The 18,131-nt window shown below is 62.0% G+C and carries 17 protein-coding genes; 9 read left to right on the top strand and 8 right to left on the bottom strand.

Annotated elements, in window-relative coordinates:
• Positions 1–3 precede the first annotated feature (3 nt).
• The gene (locus ACI5KX_RS07265) at positions 4–438 is read right to left on the bottom strand and encodes a CHRD domain-containing protein (protein WP_406810005.1); all 435 of its coding nucleotides are present in this window, start codon (positions 436–438) and stop codon (positions 4–6) included.
• A gap of 482 nt (positions 439–920) precedes the next feature.
• Between ACI5KX_RS07265 and ACI5KX_RS07260 the strand changes: the two genes are divergently transcribed.
• Positions 921–1,508, top strand: coding sequence for a hypothetical protein (locus ACI5KX_RS07260; protein WP_406810004.1), 588 nt, complete (start codon positions 921–923; stop codon positions 1,506–1,508).
• Between the two features lie 369 nt (positions 1,509–1,877).
• On the opposite strand, the gene ACI5KX_RS07255 is transcribed toward ACI5KX_RS07260, so the two are convergent.
• The 4 genes from ACI5KX_RS07255 to uvrA all read right to left on the bottom strand — a co-directional run bounded on the left by ACI5KX_RS07255 (position 1,878) and on the right by uvrA (position 7,348).
• Positions 1,878–2,810, bottom strand: coding sequence for a nucleotidyltransferase domain-containing protein (locus ACI5KX_RS07255; RefSeq protein ID WP_406810003.1), 933 nt, complete (start codon positions 2,808–2,810; stop codon positions 1,878–1,880).
• Positions 2,811–2,829: 19 nt separating this feature from the next.
• On the bottom strand, positions 2,830–3,858 hold the full coding sequence (locus ACI5KX_RS07250; RefSeq protein ID WP_406810002.1) for an HD domain-containing protein: 1,029 nt from the start codon (positions 3,856–3,858) through the stop codon (positions 2,830–2,832).
• A gap of 371 nt (positions 3,859–4,229) precedes the next feature.
• Positions 4,230–4,436, bottom strand: a complete 207-nt coding sequence (locus ACI5KX_RS07245; RefSeq protein ID WP_406810001.1) for a hypothetical protein — start codon at positions 4,434–4,436, stop codon at positions 4,230–4,232.
• Positions 4,433–7,348, bottom strand: coding sequence for an excinuclease ABC subunit UvrA (gene uvrA, locus ACI5KX_RS07240; RefSeq protein ID WP_406810000.1), 2,916 nt, complete (start codon positions 7,346–7,348; stop codon positions 4,433–4,435). The genes ACI5KX_RS07245 and uvrA overlap by 4 nt, the downstream gene beginning before the upstream one ends.
• Before the next feature lie 231 nt (positions 7,349–7,579).
• Between uvrA and ACI5KX_RS07235 the strand changes: the two genes are divergently transcribed.
• From ACI5KX_RS07235 to ACI5KX_RS07225, 3 genes are all read left to right on the top strand, one after another.
• Complete coding sequence (locus ACI5KX_RS07235; protein ID WP_406809999.1) at positions 7,580–7,921, top strand: hypothetical protein; 342 nt, start codon at positions 7,580–7,582, stop codon at positions 7,919–7,921.
• The gene (locus ACI5KX_RS07230) at positions 7,918–9,207 is read left to right on the top strand and encodes a hypothetical protein (RefSeq protein WP_406809998.1); all 1,290 of its coding nucleotides are present in this window, start codon (positions 7,918–7,920) and stop codon (positions 9,205–9,207) included. Before ACI5KX_RS07235 ends, ACI5KX_RS07230 begins: the two co-directional genes overlap by 4 nt.
• A 186-nt stretch (positions 9,208–9,393) precedes the next feature.
• Positions 9,394–9,741, top strand: a complete 348-nt coding sequence (locus ACI5KX_RS07225; protein WP_406809997.1) for a hypothetical protein — start codon at positions 9,394–9,396, stop codon at positions 9,739–9,741.
• A 214-nt stretch (positions 9,742–9,955) separates the two neighbouring features.
• Here ACI5KX_RS07225 and ACI5KX_RS07220 read toward each other — a convergent pair whose 3' ends face one another.
• The 3 genes from ACI5KX_RS07220 to ACI5KX_RS07210 are packed head-to-tail and all read right to left on the bottom strand — an operon-like array spanning position 9,956 to position 12,527.
• Positions 9,956–10,705: an ABC transporter ATP-binding protein gene (locus ACI5KX_RS07220; RefSeq protein WP_406809996.1), complete on the bottom strand. Its 750-nt coding sequence runs from the start codon at positions 10,703–10,705 to the stop codon at positions 9,956–9,958.
• Positions 10,702–11,682, bottom strand: a complete 981-nt coding sequence (locus ACI5KX_RS07215) for a FecCD family ABC transporter permease (protein WP_406809995.1) — start codon at positions 11,680–11,682, stop codon at positions 10,702–10,704. The genes ACI5KX_RS07220 and ACI5KX_RS07215 overlap by 4 nt, the downstream gene beginning before the upstream one ends.
• Positions 11,679–12,527 carry an ABC transporter substrate-binding protein gene (locus tag ACI5KX_RS07210; protein ID WP_406809994.1) on the bottom strand — a complete coding sequence of 283 codons (849 nt, stop codon included), beginning with the start codon at positions 12,525–12,527 and terminating at the stop codon, positions 11,679–11,681. The genes ACI5KX_RS07215 and ACI5KX_RS07210 overlap by 4 nt, the downstream gene beginning before the upstream one ends.
• A gap of 164 nt (positions 12,528–12,691) precedes the next feature.
• On the opposite strand from ACI5KX_RS07210, the gene ACI5KX_RS07205 reads away from it, so the two are divergent.
• From ACI5KX_RS07205 to ACI5KX_RS07185, 5 genes are all read left to right on the top strand, one after another.
• Entirely contained in the window at positions 12,692–13,804 is a 1,113-nt protein-coding gene (locus ACI5KX_RS07205) for a cell wall hydrolase (RefSeq protein WP_406809993.1), read from the top strand.
• Positions 13,805–13,977: 173 nt separating this feature from the next.
• The gene (locus ACI5KX_RS07200; protein ID WP_406809992.1) at positions 13,978–14,304 is read left to right on the top strand and encodes a hypothetical protein; all 327 of its coding nucleotides are present in this window, start codon (positions 13,978–13,980) and stop codon (positions 14,302–14,304) included.
• Positions 14,305–14,427: 123 nt separating this feature from the next.
• Positions 14,428–16,389: a putative bifunctional diguanylate cyclase/phosphodiesterase gene (locus ACI5KX_RS07195; protein WP_406809991.1), complete on the top strand. Its 1,962-nt coding sequence runs from the start codon at positions 14,428–14,430 to the stop codon at positions 16,387–16,389.
• A 297-nt stretch (positions 16,390–16,686) separates the two neighbouring features.
• Positions 16,687–17,661 (top strand): malate dehydrogenase, encoded by a 975-nt coding sequence (gene mdh / locus ACI5KX_RS07190; protein ID WP_406809990.1) that lies wholly within the window; start codon positions 16,687–16,689, stop codon positions 17,659–17,661.
• 28 nt (positions 17,662–17,689) lie between these two features.
• Positions 17,690–18,118 (top strand): hypothetical protein, encoded by a 429-nt coding sequence (locus ACI5KX_RS07185; protein WP_406809989.1) that lies wholly within the window; start codon positions 17,690–17,692, stop codon positions 18,116–18,118.
• The last annotated feature ends 13 nt before the right edge of the window (positions 18,119–18,131 follow it).

The following is an 18,131-nucleotide window of genomic DNA, read 5'->3' as shown; positions in this document are numbered from 1 at the left end:
AACTCAGGACTGGTCGAGCTGCCCCCGGATCGCGCCCTGGGGGAACGCTTCGGTGTGCACGTTGACGTAATACCGCTCCTCGTGCTTCGCGATGTCCTTGAGCAATTCCACATCGACATCGATGCAGACGTCGTCGCGCGCCAGCTCCAGCGTCACCACCGGCGGCCCATTCTCGCCCTTCTTCGCCTTGTGGATATGCGCCGCGGTGAAGCCTTCGAGCCCGACCACTTCGAGCGTGTAGCACAGCTTCCCGTTTTCCAGGTCCATCTCGGCGGTGAAATCGCCGCTCGCGCCCTCGCCCGCGCCTTCGTGCCCGACTTCGTATTCGCCGAACAGCGAGGTGCCGGTGTAGGCATACTGCTCTTGCGCCAGCGCGGGCGTGGCGGCGATGGCGACGCCGCCCAGCGCGATGGCGATCCGTTTCTTGAGTGTGTTCACAGTCCCGCTCCCATCATGCGGGGACGCACCCTGCCGGACGTGACCTTGCGCACCCGGCGAGCGTTCCCCGAGAGCCGGTATTCTAGACCCGTCGCCCGAGTCGGTGGAAGCGCTTCGTGAGACCGCGCGCGCGGTTTTCGGGCGCTTTGGCCCCGCCTTGCGGAAGGTGACGAAGTTGACACCGTGTCACCCGCGAAAATCGGCGTTTCCTCGCTGTATTACAACGTTTTGCGCGCGCCGGACGAAGTTGACACTTTGCCGAACGCTTTTTTCCGGCGGAGGCCCGGGCCGGGGCAGGTCCCACCGCACGCCCTATCGCCCCCCTTATCGCTTCGCCGCCCTGTAGGAAAACGGGCGCACCCTCCTCGCTTGACGCCCCCTGCCCCCGCGTTACGGTCCGCGCAGCGCAACAGGCCTCGCTCAACACACGGCAAGGGTCCATCCGAACGGCACTGACCACGCAATTCTGGGAGTACACCACCATGCCTTCGACCTCGGCGTTCAAATATGTCAGCGGGCCCAAGCTTCAGATGATCAACGCGCGCAACATCAGGGGCCTGACCCCCGAGCGCCAGCTGCAGGCGATCAGGAAATGGTGGGAATTGAACCTGTCGAAGGATCCCCGCTTCACGCTCGAGACCGACGAGGAGATGCAGGATTTCCTGCGCGAGGCGGCAATGGCGCTGGGCGTGGAGACGACGTCGGCGCAGTTCGGCCGGGATCTGGCCAGGCAAAAGGGCGCGGGCGAGGCGTGGAAGGACAAGGTCGTGAATACCAATCGCGCGGCGGTCGATGTCGACACGCATGCCCTCACCTCGGACCCGCAGGTGCTCGGGAAGCTGAAAGAGATCGTCAACGATCGCGGCCGCGGCCATCACGGAAACACGCGCCTGTCGGGAAGCAATGGCGACCACCTGCACTGGCGCGCGGGCAGCCTGCGGATCTTCGGGACGGTCAATCCCAACGGCACGTTCACGCTTGTCGGCGTCGGGCGCCATGCGGGCAGCGATACGGGGCACTACAAGCTGGACCTGGTGACCGGCGGCAAGTGCACCGCCGATACGATCTAGAGCCCGGTTGGGGACACGTGGCACGCAGAGCACAAGCTCGTTGTGAAGCCGCGTGGCGCGCGAAGGCATGCCCCGGACCATCGGGCAGGCGGGAGACGCCTGTTGCCTTCGGCGACGGTGTGACAGACCCGAGAATTTCCGGCGGCATCGATGCTTCCCGATGCGCCCGGCATCGACATGCAGCTGCCACTCGCGCTGGTGATCGAGCGCATCGCAATGGGTGTGACGGTTCGGCTCACGGGAAATGGGTGGAAGGTGCGAGGTCTTGGGCACGGTGGCTCCAAGCGGATACAGTCACACCCAGTAAGTGGTCAGACTAGTGTAGGACAGTGCTATCTTATCAGATCGAGAATCCCATTTCCCATGCGACTAAAAAATCAACGCCATGTGGATTGGGTGGGATGAATGAAACGTATTTTGTAGCAACGACATCAACTCGCGCGAGAAATAGTGGCCCTCATTCTTGAGATGCCGAAATTCCTCATTTTCTCCTTTTTCTTCGGGCTTCAGGGCGTCCATACGCTTTCTGAAATCTGCATCATCCATTTTCTTCACAAACGTGTCGTATAACTCAAACATCCTTTGAGTCGCCGCGTCGCCGCACACATATCTTAGACGGTTGATAGGTGTTTCAGAGAAGAGAAATTCCAATATGTCGCATTTCGCTTCGAAAGAACGATCAGCGGTTAGTGCGACCGAAAAGATCGCGCTCGCGTAAATCAACTTTCGTGAATAGACGAGCTTCAGATTTCGCACGCCCCAAGGCTTGATTGGCCCGGATCCTGTCGTCTTGTGCGCGTAATCAACCGTGATCGTCCGCCAGTACCGGACTATGTCATTAAGTAGATAGAACGCGATTTGATGATCATCAGGCGTACTTTCTACATAGCGCCTAATTAGATCTCGTCGCACTCTCTCGAAATTATCCCTGTCCGTTAGATATTCGCCTTCGAGCAAGTACAAGACCCGTCGTGTGATGTTTTGGTTGTCGTCATCATATCCCCCTATATTGCTCAACAAGGTGGATTCAGTGATATCTTGGGCAAAGGCCCCTCCGTCTGACGGAGCCTTCCCCACGACCTCCTGTACAATCTTCTTAATCTTCTCGGAGTCCCCGTTACTTTCGCGATCCCGACTGACCAGGCAAAAATAATCCAAATCCGATGAGGACGTTGCGTCCCTACGAGCGAACGAGCCGCAAGTTACGACATTGGCCCCTTCGGAGAGCTCACTGCCAAGCCGTGATCGTAGCTCTTCAATCTTAGCGTCGGAAAAATCCCGAGCCTTCTCTATTGCCTTCATTTGCGCCCCCAAGCAGCGTCTACCCTCCAAAGGTTGGTATAGCGTACCGTTTCAGTGCCTTACGATGGCGGTAACGCTGCTTGTCACATCTGGCAAAGAAATCTTTGCTCTCGTCCACATCAAACATTCTGATGGTGACCGCGAGTTCTTTCTCGAACCTCTCGCTGGTGAATTTTTCGATAAACTCTGGATCGAACGCTCGACGAAGAATCGGAAACTTCTTAAACATCTGACTCTCAGTCAGATAAAAATCGTTCGGCGATATCGAATCTTTCTGACTCTTAAATATTTCTAGAAACAATTGGTCGAGATATGATCCGAGAGCTGATCTAATGACCAGCCCATATATCTCTCCTTTTAAGCCCCAAAATTGGTCAACGGTATTCTGATCTGAATATTCATTGCGGAAGTAGGAAGCATTCAGGACTCGCCACGGCGAAAGCCCAAGGGTATCCATCTTTATGTAGCTTCGAGACCTGAGAATGCCTTCAATTGTATCGAAATTGATTGGGCCAGAGAAATAGGAATCAAACTTTTTATCGTCACCGTTTAAGACCGCAATGATCTCCTCAGGATCAAGACCAAAATTTGACAGCGTCGCTCTAATGTCTTCGAATTCTGGATCCTCTCCTCGGATAATACCTTCAGAAACTCTATGATGATCAATTCCGAAGAATTCGGTAAAAGCTGGTTCAATCGTGTGGGAAAACGCGGAATGCCCGATATCATGAAGCATGGCTGCACCGAGGCAGATCAGCCTATCGCGCTGCGATAACGACTTTTCCCTCAGATAGCGTTGCGCAAGCATAGCGACTCCCCAGCTATGCTGTGCCCGTGTGTAGCGCGAGTTTTGAGGATACTGATTTGGTGATGTCACCAGATAGTAGTCGAGAGCTCCCAGAAACCTGACATCGCTTAGCCTGCGAAATGCACGTGTCTCGGCCAATTGAGTTAGGAAGTCAGATTCATCGTCGGTCCGGTCAACTTTAGCAGGAAGGCGGAAATCATAGATTTCCGTAGAATTCTTCGCTTCTTCGATAACCTTCATAAGATTTTTTGATCCTGATGTATTTTCGCGTTCCGATCGAACGGAATCGACTCTCAGAGACTGAATCCAATCATACAACTTATGACCAAACTTAGTTTGCATTAGTCCACGACTTCCGACTCCATGTGGATAACGGGTAAAACCTAGCACAAATGAAACAAGAGGACTGATTAGCCATCACTCCGCCGCCTCCCGCGCAGCGCTCGAAGAACCCTTCTCCAGCATCGGCTTCAAATACGCCCCGGTAAACGACCGCGCGTTTTTAGTGTTCCGCAGCACATCCGTGCTGCGAAATCCTCGCTCACGCGGCCTGAAGGCCGCATCGCTGCGGGCGGGCGGTCGCCCTTGCGCGCTCTGCGTTGCACCAAGCCTCACTCTGCCGCCTCCTTCTGACGGTCGAGCATGGGCTTGAGGTATTGCCCCGTGAAAGAGCGCGGTTCTTCCGCCACCTCCTCCGGCGTCCCCGCAGCCACAACCTCGCCCCCGCGCACCCCGCCTTCGGGCCCCAGGTCCACGATCCAGTCGGCGGTCCCTTCGACAAGCTCAGGACAGGCTTGATGGTGGACGATCACATTCACTCTGCGGCTTCTTTTTGACGATCTAGCATCGGTTTCAGATATTGGCCGGTGAAGCTCCGCGGTTCCTCTGCAACTTCTTCGGGCGTGCCGTAGGCAACGAGCTCACCTCCCCGCACCCCTCCTTCGGGACCGAGATCGAGAATGTGATCGGCTGTTTTAATCACGTCGAGATTGTGCTCGATCACCACCACGCTGTTCCCCTGCTCCACTAGCCGGTGCAGCACTTCGAGCAGTTTGCGCACGTCCTCGAAATGCAGGCCGGTGGTCGGCTCGTCGAGGATGTAGAGCGTCTGCCCGGTCGAGCGTTTGGACAGCTCCTTCGCCAGCTTCACCCGCTGCGCCTCGCCGCCCGACAGCGTCGTCGCCTGCTGGCCGACCTTGACGTAGCCCAGCCCCACCTCGTTCAGCATCCGCATCTTGTCGCGGATCGGGGGGACCGCCTTGAAGAACTCCTCCGCGTCCTCGATCGTCATGTCGAGCACGTCGGCGATCGAGTATCCCTTGAACTTCACTTCGAGCGTTTCGCGGTTGTAGCGTTTGCCGCCGCATTCCTCGCACGTCACGTAAACGTCGGGGAGGAAGTGCATCTCGATCTTGATCAGCCCGTCGCCGGTGCATTGCTCGCAGCGCCCGCCCTTGACGTTGAAGGAGAAGCGCCCGGGCTTGTAGCCGCGCGCCTGGCTTTCGGGGAGGCCCGCGAACCAGTCGCGGATCTGGGTGAAGGCGCCGGTGTAGGTCGCGGGGTTGGAGCGCGGGGTGCGGCCGATGGGCGACTGGTCGATCTCGATCACCTTGTCGCAATATTCGAGGCCTTCTACGCGCTCGTGCTTGCCCGCGATGACGCGCGCGCCGTTCAGCGTGCGGGCGGCGGCGGCATAGAGCGTGTCGATGGTGAAGGACGATTTGCCGCTGCCCGAGACGCCGGTGATGCAGGTGAAGGTGCCGAGCGGGATCGAGGCGGTGACGTCCTTGAGGTTGTTCGCCTGCGCGCCCTTTACCGTGAGCTTGTGCCCGTTGCCGGGGCGGCGCTTGTCCGGGACCGCAATCTCGCGCCGCCCGGTGAGGTAATCAGCGGTGAGCGATTTCTTCGCCTTCATGATCTGCTTCAATGTGCCCTGCGCGACCACCTCGCCGCCGCGCACGCCCGCACCGGGGCCGAGATCGACGATATGGTCGGCCTGGCGGATCGCGTCCTCGTCATGCTCGACCACGATCACCGTATTGCCGAGATCACGCAGGCGCTTGAGCGTCTCCAGAAGCCGGTCGTTGTCGCGCTGGTGGAGGCCGATCGAGGGCTCGTCGAGGACGTAGAGCACGCCCGACAGCCCGCTGCCGATCTGCGAGGCGAGGCGGATGCGCTGGCTTTCCCCGCCCGAAAGCGTGCCGCTGGTGCGGTCGAGATTGAGGTAGTCGAGCCCGACATTGTCGAGGAAGCCCAGCCGCTCGTTGATCTCCTTCAGGATCGCGCGGGCGATCTGGCTCTGCTGGTCGGTGAGCTTGGCGTCGAGGCCGAGGAACCATTCCTTCGCGTCCGACACGCTCATCGTCACCGGCGCAGCGATATCCGTATCCGCAACCTTCACCGCCAGCGCCTTCTCGTTCAAACGCTTGCCGCCGCAGGTCTCGCAGGGCTGCGCGGTCTGGAACTTGGACAGCTCCTCCTGCATCCAGCTGCTCTCGGTCTGCATCATCCGGCGGTTGAGATTGCCGATCACGCCCTCGAACGGCTTGTTGACCGTGTATTCCTTGCGCCCGTCCTTGAAGGTGAGCGGCACCGGCATGCCATTGGTGCCGTGAAGAATGATGAGCTTCTGATCGGGCTCGAGGTCCTTCCACGGCGTCGTCAGATCGAAGTCATAAGCTTTCGCGAGGCTCGCGAGCACCTGCATGTAGTACGGCGATGGCGGGTTGGACTTCGCCCAGGGAACCACCGCGCCCTGCTTCAGCGTCAGCGCCTCGTTGGGGACCACCAGTTGCTCGTCGAACAGCTGCTTCTCGCCGATCCCGTCGCAAGTCGGACACGCGCCCTGCGGCGAGTTGAACGAAAACAGCCGCGGTTCGATTTCCTCGATGGTAAAGCCGCTGACCGGGCACGCGAATTTCTCGGAGAAGACGATGCGGTTGGCCGGAATGCCCGCGCCCTTCATCGCCCCGCCACCTTCGGCTTCGTCCTCGCGCCCCGGAACCACGCCATCGGCGAGGTCGACATAGGCCAGCCCCTCGGCCAGCTTGAGCGCGGTTTCGAACGAGTCCGCCAGCCGCGTTTCCAGCCCGTCCTTCACCGCCAGCCGGTCGACCACCACTTCGATATCGTGCTTGAACTTCTTGTCGAGCGCGGGCGCTTCTTCGATCGGATACAGCTCGCCATCGATCCGCACGCGGGTGAAGCCGGCCTTCTGCCATTCCGCCAGCTCCTTGCGGTATTCGCCCTTGCGCCCGCGCACGACGGGCGCGAGCAGATAGAGCCGCGTGCCTTCGGGCAGAGCCATCACCCGGTCGACCATGTTGGAGACGCTCTGCGCTTCGATCGGCAGCCCGGTTTTGGGCGAATAGGGCACGCCCACCCTCGCCCACAGCAGGCGCATGTAATCGTAGATCTCGGTAACGGTCGCCACGGTCGAGCGCGGGTTGCGGCTGGTCGTCTTCTGCTCGATCGAGATCGCGGGGGAGAGCCCGTCGATGTGCTCGACATCGGGCTTCTGCATCATCTCCAGGAACTGGCGCGCATAGGCGCTGAGGCTCTCGACATAGCGCCGCTGCCCTTCGGCATAGATCGTGTCGAAAGCGAGGCTCGACTTGCCGCTGCCCGAAAGCCCCGTGACGACGATCAGCGCATCGCGCGGCAGATCGATATCGATGCCTTTGAGATTGTGCTCGCGGGCACCACGGACGGAGATTTTGGTCAGGGACATGGAGGCAGTTTGTTCCGGAAATGTTCGCAAAAGTAAAGGGCGTGTGGCGCGGTCTCCACGGGCGGCGGGCGGTGCCTCTGAAATGGTCAGCCGCCTCGCCGGTTTCAACGGACGGTGTGTGGCGCGGGTTCCGGTGGGCGCGACGAAATTTCGCGGAGCGTGACGGGGATCACGGGTGGGCGGCGGACACCGTTCGTATTCTTGGCGTCGCACACATGAGGGAGATCCCAAATGATCAATCGCAAAATTCTTCGAATGTCCGATGAGGGCAAACACAACGTCGAGCTAACTGTAACGACAGACTGCGTCCCTCTACTTACAGTTGTTGGTGTTGCTGGCGTGCGGCCCGTACCTATCGCAGAACTCGTCACCGAAGGCACCACAGGGCGTCGCCTCGTCGATGACGACTACGCAATGTATGTCATTTGCACCGGGCAGGCCCCCGATACCAAGATCACCGCAAAGGTGGTCGGCAAATCGGGCGGAGAAGTCAGCGACGACGCCACGGTCGACCAAAGTGGAGAAGGCCTCTTGCGGCTCGGCTTCCGCGTTGCAGCGGGAGTCGTGTCATGAACCTCTCCGCCCGCTTGTTCGCTGCGACCTCAACAGCATGCGGACTGATCTGGTCTGTTTCTGCAAACGCGCAGGGAGGGCTCGTCCCGAGCGCCGAGAATGCTCGGGAAGCAATCAGGGCATCCGAAGAAGTGGTCGGCGCGGATGGCCCACTTGGACGAGTGACTGGGGGCGCTGCACATTCATCTCTCCAGTTCTCGAGCGAGCAAGGAGAAGAGAAGGTAACCGCCGCGATAACATTTCAACTCAACCGGATTCGACCGGTGGAGAAGGATGGACAGTATTCGATTTCCTCATCCAAGCTGACCCTGACTGGTGAGACGCCGCTTGATGGGGAAAAGGCACTATCACGCCTGTTCAATGGGGACTCGTTGGTCACGGGTTCGAAGATTCGTGTCGCATTCAATCATTTCAGCAATTCAATCAGCGACGGCTTCGACATCTCCCGACAGATCGGCGAGGAGGCTCGTCTCGCTTGCGTTCGCGGTGTCACCAATGCGTGGAAGGCAAATTCACGCGACCAGTCCAAGATCGACATGGCTGTAAGCTTTCTACAGAACTTCGAAAGTCAGCGCCAAGCGAATCCAAGTAGATTTGTCGAGACCTGGGTGCGCGATGCAAACCTGACCGACAACGAACTTCGAACCAAGATCATGGACGATTGCATTAACGGCGATCCTCGAGATGTGGTGCGCGAGTACAATTCCTCTCGCCTGACCCGGTTCGAACAGGGATTCTTCCCTCCGACAAACACGCTCTTCTGGGGCTTTGACGCATCGATCGGCGAGGATTCCTACGAAGTCCTTGATCGCCAAGCATTCGAAATCGACAGCGTCGAGAAGACGAGTTGGGAAGTAGGAGGACATATCGGTTTGATCGGCGACGACTTGAAATGGTCGGTTCGCGCGCGAGCTGTCTATGGACGCGAGTTCAAGTCCCCAGAAAGTGGCACCGAATGTCGCACGGTTACCGGCGCCTCCGATCCCGAATGCCTAGAGGCTCCGGACGGCCTGCCCGAAGGTAACAACACCGGCCTCGTTTCGTTCGAAGCTCGCCGTCTCTTCGATCTGCGAGGTATCGGCGGCGACAATCGGATCGGAGTCGCACCACTCGTGAGCTATCGGTTCGAAGACGATGATCTCAATATCGAGCTTCCGGTCTATTTCTCACCTGACAAGGATGGAAAGCTGACAGGCGGGATCAAGTTCGCTTACAGCTCAAAGATGGACGACTTTGGGGTTGGGCTGTTTGTAGGTGTTCCGTTCTCGACCCTGTTTGGCTCCTGATCGGAATAAACCAGCGTGATTGAAGGTAAGAAGACCCGCCCAGTCGGGCCTTCTTCCTCCCTCCGCCGCACCTACCATTCACGCCAACCCGCCCCGCGCCTGCGACCAAATCCTCGGCGTTTACGCGGTCTTCACCACACGGCGTGCTACACTTCCTTCCGGTGGGACAATCGAAGAGGATTTCGCATGCCTGCACCGCTTTCACGTTTCGCCATCCTGCCCGCTGTCTCCGCTGCGCTGTTCGCGCTCGGCAGCATCTCCGCACCCGCCCCCGCGCTCGCCTCCTCCTGCAATCCCGACGATTGCGAAAAGGGGATGAGCAAGGCAGAACTCGCCCGCGACAAGGCTGAAATCCGCCGCCTCAATCGCGAGCAGCTGCGCTATGTCCAAAGGCGCGATGCGCAATACGCCAAAGGCTGGGAAGCGCGTCGCCAATACAAGGCCGACCTTGTCGAACACGAGCGTCGCATGGCTGCCTGGCGCGAAGCCGTGCGCCGATGCAACGCGGGCGACCATCGTTACTGCCAGCGCTGAAAAAACCGCAGATTTGCGTGATTTTTCGCATTCCCCCTCGGGGCCCTACAGAAAATATGAAGTCGTGCAGAGCCGTCAGACAGCTACGGTGAACCCCTCTTTGCGAGCCTTGCAGAGTCCTTCGGGTCGCACCTTGTGGCTGTGCCACGGTTTCCCGCAAAAGAGACTATGGCGCGCTGTCCCCCCTAAAAAGGGACAGCGCGTTTAGGGGGGATTACCCCGCTTCTCCGACAACCACGGCCCGTGCGCCCGGATCGCCGATCCACTGCGAAGCGACCCCCCAGCCGCGCGAAATCACGTCTCGATTCAGCGCTTCCTCGGGTGAGCCGTCGGCGATCAGTCGGCCCTCATTCAACACCAGCACCCGATCGGCGTGGTTCATCGCGAGCGCGAGATCGTGGAGCACGATCACCACACCCTGCCCCGTCGCGGCGCAGCCCTTGAGATGCGCGACCAGCGCGAGCTGGTGCGCAAGGTCGAGCGCGGCGAGCGGCTCGTCGGCAAGGATCCAGCGCGGTGTCCCCGCGAGCACGCGCGCGAGCAGCACCCTTGCCCGCTCGCCTCCCGACAGCCGGCTTGCCGGACGGTGGCGCAAATCCTCGAGCGACAGCGCCGCGATCGCCGCCTCGATCTCTTCGCGGCCCCTGTCGCGGTGCGGCAACCGCCCCAGCGCGACCAGCGCCTCGACCGCGACGTCCCAGGCGATTTCGGCGCTCTGCGGCAGGTACCCGAGCGCCTTCGCGCGGGCGCGAGGACCGAGATCGCGTAGCGACCCGTGGTCCAGCAGCACCGTGCCCGCGGCAGGGTCGAGCAGTCCGGCGAGACCCAGCAGGAGGCTCGATTTGCCCGCCCCGTTGGGTCCGACGATGGCGGTGATGGTGCCGGCTTCGAGCGTTGTCGAAAGCCCTTCGATCACCGGCGTGCCGCCGCGCTCCAACGTCAGGTTTCGGACGCTCAGGGTCACAGGATCCCCCTTCGCATGCGCAGCAGCAGCCACAGGAAGAACGGCGCACCAATCAGCGAGAGCGCGATCCCGAGCCGCAATTCGGTGACGAAGGGCAGCACGCGCACCGCGCTGTCTGCGACGAGCACGAGGCAGGCCCCCGCGAGCGCGCTCGGAAGGATCAGGCTGGAGGGCAGGCGATCGGTCAGCGGGCGGACGAGATGCGGCACGATCAGGCCGACGAAGCCGATGATCCCGGCAACCGCGACCCCGGCTCCGACGGTCAATCCGACACCGATCACGAGCAGCGCGAGCAGGCGCTTGGGATCGACCCCCATCGAACGCGCCGCGTCATCTCCGAGAGTGAGCGCGTCGAGAGGACGGGCGGCAAGCGCGAGCACTCCGATTCCGACAAGCACGAGCGGCGCGGCGATCCACACCTCGCGCCACGAACGGTCGGTGAGCGCGCCGTTGAGCCACAGCACGATCTCGGAAAGCGCAAAGGGATTGGGCGCAAGCGTGATCGCGAGCGCGGTCAGCGCTCCGGCGAGGCTCGCGATCATCAGCCCGGCGAGCGTGAACAGGGCGATCCCGCCCCCGGCCCCCGAGGGCGTGCGACCGGCGATCAAGGCGAGCAGCGCCATCGCCAACGCCGCCCCGGCGAGCGCGAAGGCGGGCAGGCTCCACGCGGCGATCGCGGGCGGAAGCAGCGCGCCGAACCAGAAGCTCGCCACCGCGCCCAGCGCCGCCATCGGGGCGATCCCGAACAGTCCCGGATCGGCGAGCGGGTTGCGCAGGTAGCCCTGCATCGCCGCTCCTGCAGCGCCCAGTCCCGCGCCGACGACGATCGCCAGCACCGCGCGCGGCAGGCGCAGTTCCATCAGGATTACGGCCGCGTTGGGAGTGGCCCCGGGATCGATCCACACCCTGCCCGCCAACAGCGAAAGCGGCACGAGCAGCACGAGCAGACCCCCGAATATTAGGCTCGCGCGGTTCACCGGATCATCTCCGCGCGCAGCTCGCGCAAGCGCTCGTCGGCGGCAATGATCGTCGGGCCGCCGCAATAGATCAGCTGGGGATCGAAGGGCTCGACGCGCGTCGTATCCAGCCGGGCCAGCGCGGGGTTGCGCTGACCTGCGCTCCCGCCAGCCACCAGCAGCAATTCGGGCGGATGCGCGAGCACGTCTTCGAGAGCGACGAAATCGGCCTGTTCCAGCCCGCGCTCGGCAGTGGCATTGGTGAAGCCGTTAAGGCGCAGCAGCTGACCGATAAGGGTACGTTCTCCCGGGACGATCTGTCCGGGCTGCCACAGCATGGTCGCAACGGTGGTTTCCGGCGGAGTCCGCTCTGCGATCGTTTCGATCCGGTTGACCAGCAGCCGCTCGGGATGGGTGTCACCCGTCAGAACCGCCAGCCTGCGGACCTGATCAAGACTCTCGTCGATGCTTGTCGGGCTGCCGAAGGTTTCCACCCGAAGTCCGAGCCTCTCGAAAGCGGTCCTCGTAGCGGGAGACATGAAGGTCGATGCGAGCACGATGTCCGCTTGGAGAGCCAGCACTTCCTCTGCCGATCCGCCGGTAACGCCGTGGCGAGCCGCGACAATGGAGTCGATCGAACTCGATGCCGGATTCCTGCTGTAATGCGAGAGGGCGAGTATCTGGTCGTCGTCGGCGAGTTCGACCAGCAAGGCATCAAGGCACGGATTGAGGCTTACGAAAGTGGGCTTCGCGGCGGTGTCGCTACCAGCAGGCTCGGGCTGTGGCGCACACGCGGCCACCGCCAGCGCAACGCCGAGCAGCGCCGCGCCAGCCTTCGATCCATCAAAGAATGCGGAAAGTCTCAAACCACCTCGATCCCTGGGCGCATGCGATAAGGTGCGTCTCGGCACACGGCAAGCCGCCTTTATCCCCCCGTTAATGCGCCTCGCTTGCCCTGTCCGCTTTCGGGACGCGGCCTGTCGACGCGCTCGTGCATAAGGGCCGACCGCAGTACGCGCGTTGGCGCGACATGAAACCGATCCGATCCCTCCTGCGCCGCAGCGAAACCGGCACGCCGCACGCCTCAGGCGACCGCACCGCTTTGCGTAAGCGCATTGCGGTGCTTCTCGCCGTGCTCGCGGTTCCGGCAATGGCCGCGCCGGGGGATTTCGGCGCGATCGCCGGTGCTGCGCCGATCGAATCCGAATCCGTCGCACGCGAAATGGCGGCCATGCCCGCCATGCCGTTCGAGCGTCCGGGGATGAGCTTTCCCGGTTCGGCCTATTTCTTCCTTGCCGATCCGCTCGATACCGGGCTGACCGCCCTGCCCTCCGCCGATCCGCTCGGCGGCGGAGCTGAGGACGGCAGGCGGTTGGGCGAGCTGATCGACGCGGGTCCGGCCGCGCGCCCGTTTGTCTCATCGGTCGTCGGCTCTGGCCACAGCCGCGCGCTCGAATGCCTGTCGCAGGCGGTGTGGTACGAGGCGGCCAGCGAAAGCGAGGCGGGCCAGCGAGCGGTCGCGCAAGTCGTGCTCAACCGCGTGGCCCATCCGAGCTGGCCGGGCAGCGTGTGCGGCGTGGTGTATCAGGGGTCACAGCGCCCGACCGGATGCCAGTTTACCTTCACCTGCGACGGCAGTCTCGCCCGAAAGGCGAGCGGTGCCAGTTGGCGCAGAGCCCGGGCCATCGCGTCCGACGCGTTGTCGGGCAGCGTCTACGCGCCGGTCGGCCATGCGACGCACTATCACACGCTGTGGGTCAATCCATCATGGGCAAGCTCGCTCGATCACATCGGCACGATCGGCGCGCACAGGTTTTATCGCAACCGCGGCGCGGGCGGTGAGAAATCCGCCTTCGTCGCGCGCTATTCGGGTTCGGAACCGAGCGTCGGCGCTCGCACCGCGAGCCCGAGCACGGTGGGCACTTCCGATACCGCTGCTGCGCCGAGGATCGAATACGAGATCGGCCCCGCAGGGACGGCTCCGCCTCCACGCGATGCGGCACTCGCCGAGCCCGCCGCCGCCGCCGATGGCTTCGGCAAGGTCGGACAGGTCCGGCAGGAATATGCCCAGGCGGGGCAATGGAAGCAGCGCCCCAAGAAGCCGGTCGAAGCCGAAGCCGCTTCCGCACAGGACCAGCCCTGACGCGGCATCCGCGCGCCGATTAATTTTCGCGAAACCGTGTTGAAACACCAAGCCTTAGCGCACGCTCGCTATCGCCCAAGTCCTCGCTGAAACACACGCTTCGTTCCACCACAGCACCCAGGCCAGTGGACCCCGATGGAACCGGTAGCGCCCAAGACGGGATGAACTGTCGCATGTCGATCCGCTTCGCCGCCCCCAACAGCCCGGGGCGCTTGCCCGCCTGCTCTCCTATCGCTCGTGCCCTTGTCGGCCGCGCCATCGAGCGCGCTGCCAACGACAACGGCAATCCCGTGCCGAGCGATCAGGTGCTGCGCGCCGCCTTGCGCCACTTTGCCGAGCATGGTCTGGGTGCAGCAAGCGTTGCGCGAGGCCAGGCCGAAGAGGCGTTTCTCGCAGGCGATCGCCAGTCTTATGACTGGTGGCTCGACATCACCCGCACGCTCGATCGCCGCCTTGCCGTCGAGATCGACCGGGACATGCAGGAACGGGAAATCTCCTGAGCGGGAGCCAAGCGGGACACCGAACCGGAACGCCTTCGGGCCAAACCCCTCGTTTGCGGGGATTATCGCGGTAAGTAGAGCGTTAACCCGAACTTGACCTGTTAGGGATAGGTCCCGTCTTGTATGGATGCGACAAAGCCCCTCGCAATACTGCACGCGCTGCGAAGCGGGCGCGGTCGTTCGGATAAAGTCTCCGCGCGCGTCCGGCGGCTGCTCGTCAATGAGCTCTACAGCAAGCCGTTCACGCTTGCCGTCGGAGCCTTCAATGGCGTAGCCGCGGCCTCGGTGGCGGCATGGGTGTCGGACATCCCCGAACTGTGGATCGGCAGCATCGCTCTCACGGTCATCGCTGTTGCGCGGGTATCCGCAGCGCTCGCATTTTCTCCGGAATCCCGCAGGACCAGTACGAGGGCGCTCGAGTTCATCTATGAGATCGGGGCGTTCAGCTATGCGCTCGCGCTCGGCCTCGTGGCAGCGATTGCCATCTGGCTCTCTGCACCCAACGCGGCCCAGCTACTGCTCGGCGCTTATGCGCTGTGTTATGGCGCCGCCGCTGCCTGCAGCAATGCCGGTCGCCCCATGATTGCGATCGGGCAACTCCCGCTGGTTTGCGTTCCGATCATGATAGCCGCGCTTTCGGCCGGGACCGTCGCCCATCTCGCGCTCTTTTTCATCATCCTGCTGATAGTTCCTGCAGTCACCTCCATCTCTCTCAACATCTTCAATGTGTTGCGACAATCGTTTGCTGCGGCGGAAACAAGTGCCAAGCTTGCAGACGAAATGAGAGCGCTGGCGCGAACCGACGTCGTCACGGGGTTAGCCAATCGCGCGGGCCTGAATCACGCGATGGTCGAAACGATGATGAGCATCGACGATGACAGCCACCTGGCGTTGATCTGGCTCGATCTCGACCGGTTCAAGGAAGTGAACGACCTGCTCGGCCATCCGGTCGGAGACAGGGTGCTCGGCGAGGTCGCCCGCCGACTGCGCGAGATCTGCCCCGAAGGCTCGACAATATCGCGCTTCGGCGGAGACGAGTTCGTTGTCTTCTGCCCGATCACAGATCGAGCGCACGCGGTAACGCTTGCCAGTGAAATTCACGCCCAGCTGTTGGGCCCGATGCGGATCGACGGGGACCGGCTGGACGTACGCGCTTCGCTTGGGGTCGCGCTGCTGCCCGAAGACGGCACCGACACCGATACATTGATGCAATGCGCCGATCTTGCGCTTTATCATGCCAAGCTGGAGGGGCGCTCCAAGACCTGCTTCTTCGACCGCTCGATGAGCCGCAACCTCGTGCGCCGCCGGGAGATCGAAGACGAACTGCGCGTCGCAATCCAGCGCGACGAGTTGTCGGTGTTCTTCCAGCCGATCGTGGATCTGGAAACGGGGCGTATCCGCAGTTTCGAGGCGCTGATTCGCTGGTTCCACCCGGAGAAAGGCGAGCTGAGCCCCGACGAATTCATCCCCGTGGCCGAAGAATCGGGCGTGATCGTCACCCTCGGCAACTGGATCACCGTGCAGGCTGCCCGGGTGGCCGCAACCTGGCCGGATGACGTCACCCTATCGGTAAATCTCACACCACTTCAGATCCGCGCGCCCGGCGCGGCGCTCGGCGTGCGCAACGCCCTGCGTGAATCGGGCCTCGATCCCAGCAGGCTCGAGCTGGAAGTGACCGAAAGCCTGTTTGCCGACGACGACGAAACCACCGCCGCCTTCATCGAGGAACTGTCGGAACTCGGGGTAAAATTTGCGCTCGACGATTTCGGCACGGGTTACTCATCGCTCTGCCACATCGACAAATACCCGTTCACCAAGATCAAGGTGGATCGCAATCTCGTTTCCGGAGACGAAGTCGGCCGCAAGAGCGAAGCGATATTCCGCGCCGTGGCCGAGCTGGCTTCGACGCTGGAGATGGAGATCGTCGCCGAAGGTCTGGAAACGAGCGAACAGGTCGAAGCGGTACGCGCGACGGGCTGCACGCTGGGACAAGGCTATCATTTCAGCCGCCCGGTGCCCGATTATCTCGCCGCGATGCTGCTCGCCAAGGAGCGCGAAGGCGAGGTCCGCAAGGTCGGAACCTGACTTGGCGGACCGCCGCGGAAGGCCGCTGTCCGACTATCCGCACCACTCCATCGGCCAAACGTCTTTACGGCAAAGCGGCTCACTGCGCGATTTCGCCTATTCGTCCAACCATTATTGCAACTGCGAACCAATTGCAAAGAAAGTTCCCGAAGACTCCCGGTTGGCGGTTGCAATCGCCCTCCCAGCCGCCTACCCCGCCATCTGAATTCGGGATGGCCGACTCTCGGGACGGGGTCTGATCATCTGGACTTTTGAGACACTTTTCGTCCCGCACGACCAGGGAAGGAACTCTCGCACATGGCCAAGAACGCAGGACGCAAGAAGATCGCGCTTATCGGCTCCGGCATGATCGGCGGCACGCTCGCCCACCTCGCCGCGAAGAAGGAAATGGGCGACATCGTCCTGTTCGACATCGCCGAGGGCATGCCGCAGGGCAAGGCCCTTGATCTCTCGCAGTGTGGCCCGATCGAAGGGTTCGACGCCAAAATCACCGGATCGAACGACTATGCCGACATCGCGGGCGCCGACGTCGTGATCGTCACCGCAGGCGTGCCGCGCAAGCCGGGCATGAGCCGCGACGACCTGCTCGGCATCAACCTCAAGGTGATGAAGGCGGTCGGCGAAGGCATCAAGAACAACTGCCCCGACGCCTTCGTGATCTGCATCACCAACCCGCTCGACGCGATGGTGTGGGCGCTGCGCGAGTTTTCCGGCCTGCCGCACAACAAGGTGGTCGGCATGGCAGGCGTGCTCGACAGCGCGCGCTTCGCGACCTTCCTCGCCTGGGAGTTCGGCGTTTCGACCCGCGATGTGAACGCCTTCGTACTCGGCGGCCACGGCGACACGATGGTCCCCGTCACCAGCTACACCACGATCAACGGCATCCCGGTGAACGACTATGCCAAGATCAAGGGCGTTTCGCCCGAGCGCATCGACGAGATCGTCAAGCGTACGCGCGGCGGCGGCGGCGAGATCGTCGGCCTGCTCGGCAACGGCTCGGCCTATTACGCGCCCGCCACCAGCGCGATCTCCATGGCCGAAGCCTATCTCGGCGACCAGAAGCGCATCCTGCCGTGTGCGAGCTACGTAGAAGGCAAGTATGGTCTCGATGGCCTATATGTCGGCGTCCCGACCGTGATCGGCGCGGGCGGCACCGAGGAAGTTATCCAAATCGAACTGTCCGATGAAGAGAAAGCCAACCTCAAGGTCAGCACCGACGCGGTCGAGGAACTGCTCGAGGCGTGCAAGGGGCTCGACAGCGATCTTGCATAAGGTTCTCACCTCCATTCTTCTCGGGGGCGTGCTTTGCACACCTGCCATCGCACGCGAGGTCGATCGGGCGGAGATTGCGGAGGATTTCGCCCGCGACGTCCCGCAGGAGCAGCGCGTCTATTGCAGCGACACGCAGATGTTCACCCTCGCCGACGGCACCGAGTACCGCGCCTGCGTCAACTGGCGCGCGCAGAATCGGACGCGCCTCGTGCGCATTTACGCAGCCCTTGACGGACCAGAGACCGACACCGACGAAAATCTCGCTCTCGCCCGCGAATGCTTCGACCTCGCCGTGGCGAGCCAGAACGATCCGGCGCGCAAGGTTTTCGACCAGGATCGCTTCCTCGCCGGAGCGCGGCAGCATTTCGCCCTGTGCGCTTCCACCCGCGCCCTCCAGCGCGCCGACCAGTACACGATGAGCGTCTATGATCGCGGCGTGTGGCTTGGCGGCAGCTAACCAGAATTACCAA

Source organism: Erythrobacter sp. GH1-10, assembly GCF_045363165.1.
Taxonomy (GTDB): domain Bacteria; phylum Pseudomonadota; class Alphaproteobacteria; order Sphingomonadales; family Sphingomonadaceae; genus Erythrobacter.
The sequence above is the reverse complement of the archived record's forward strand: the minus strand, read 5'-3'. Positions and strand labels throughout refer to the sequence as shown.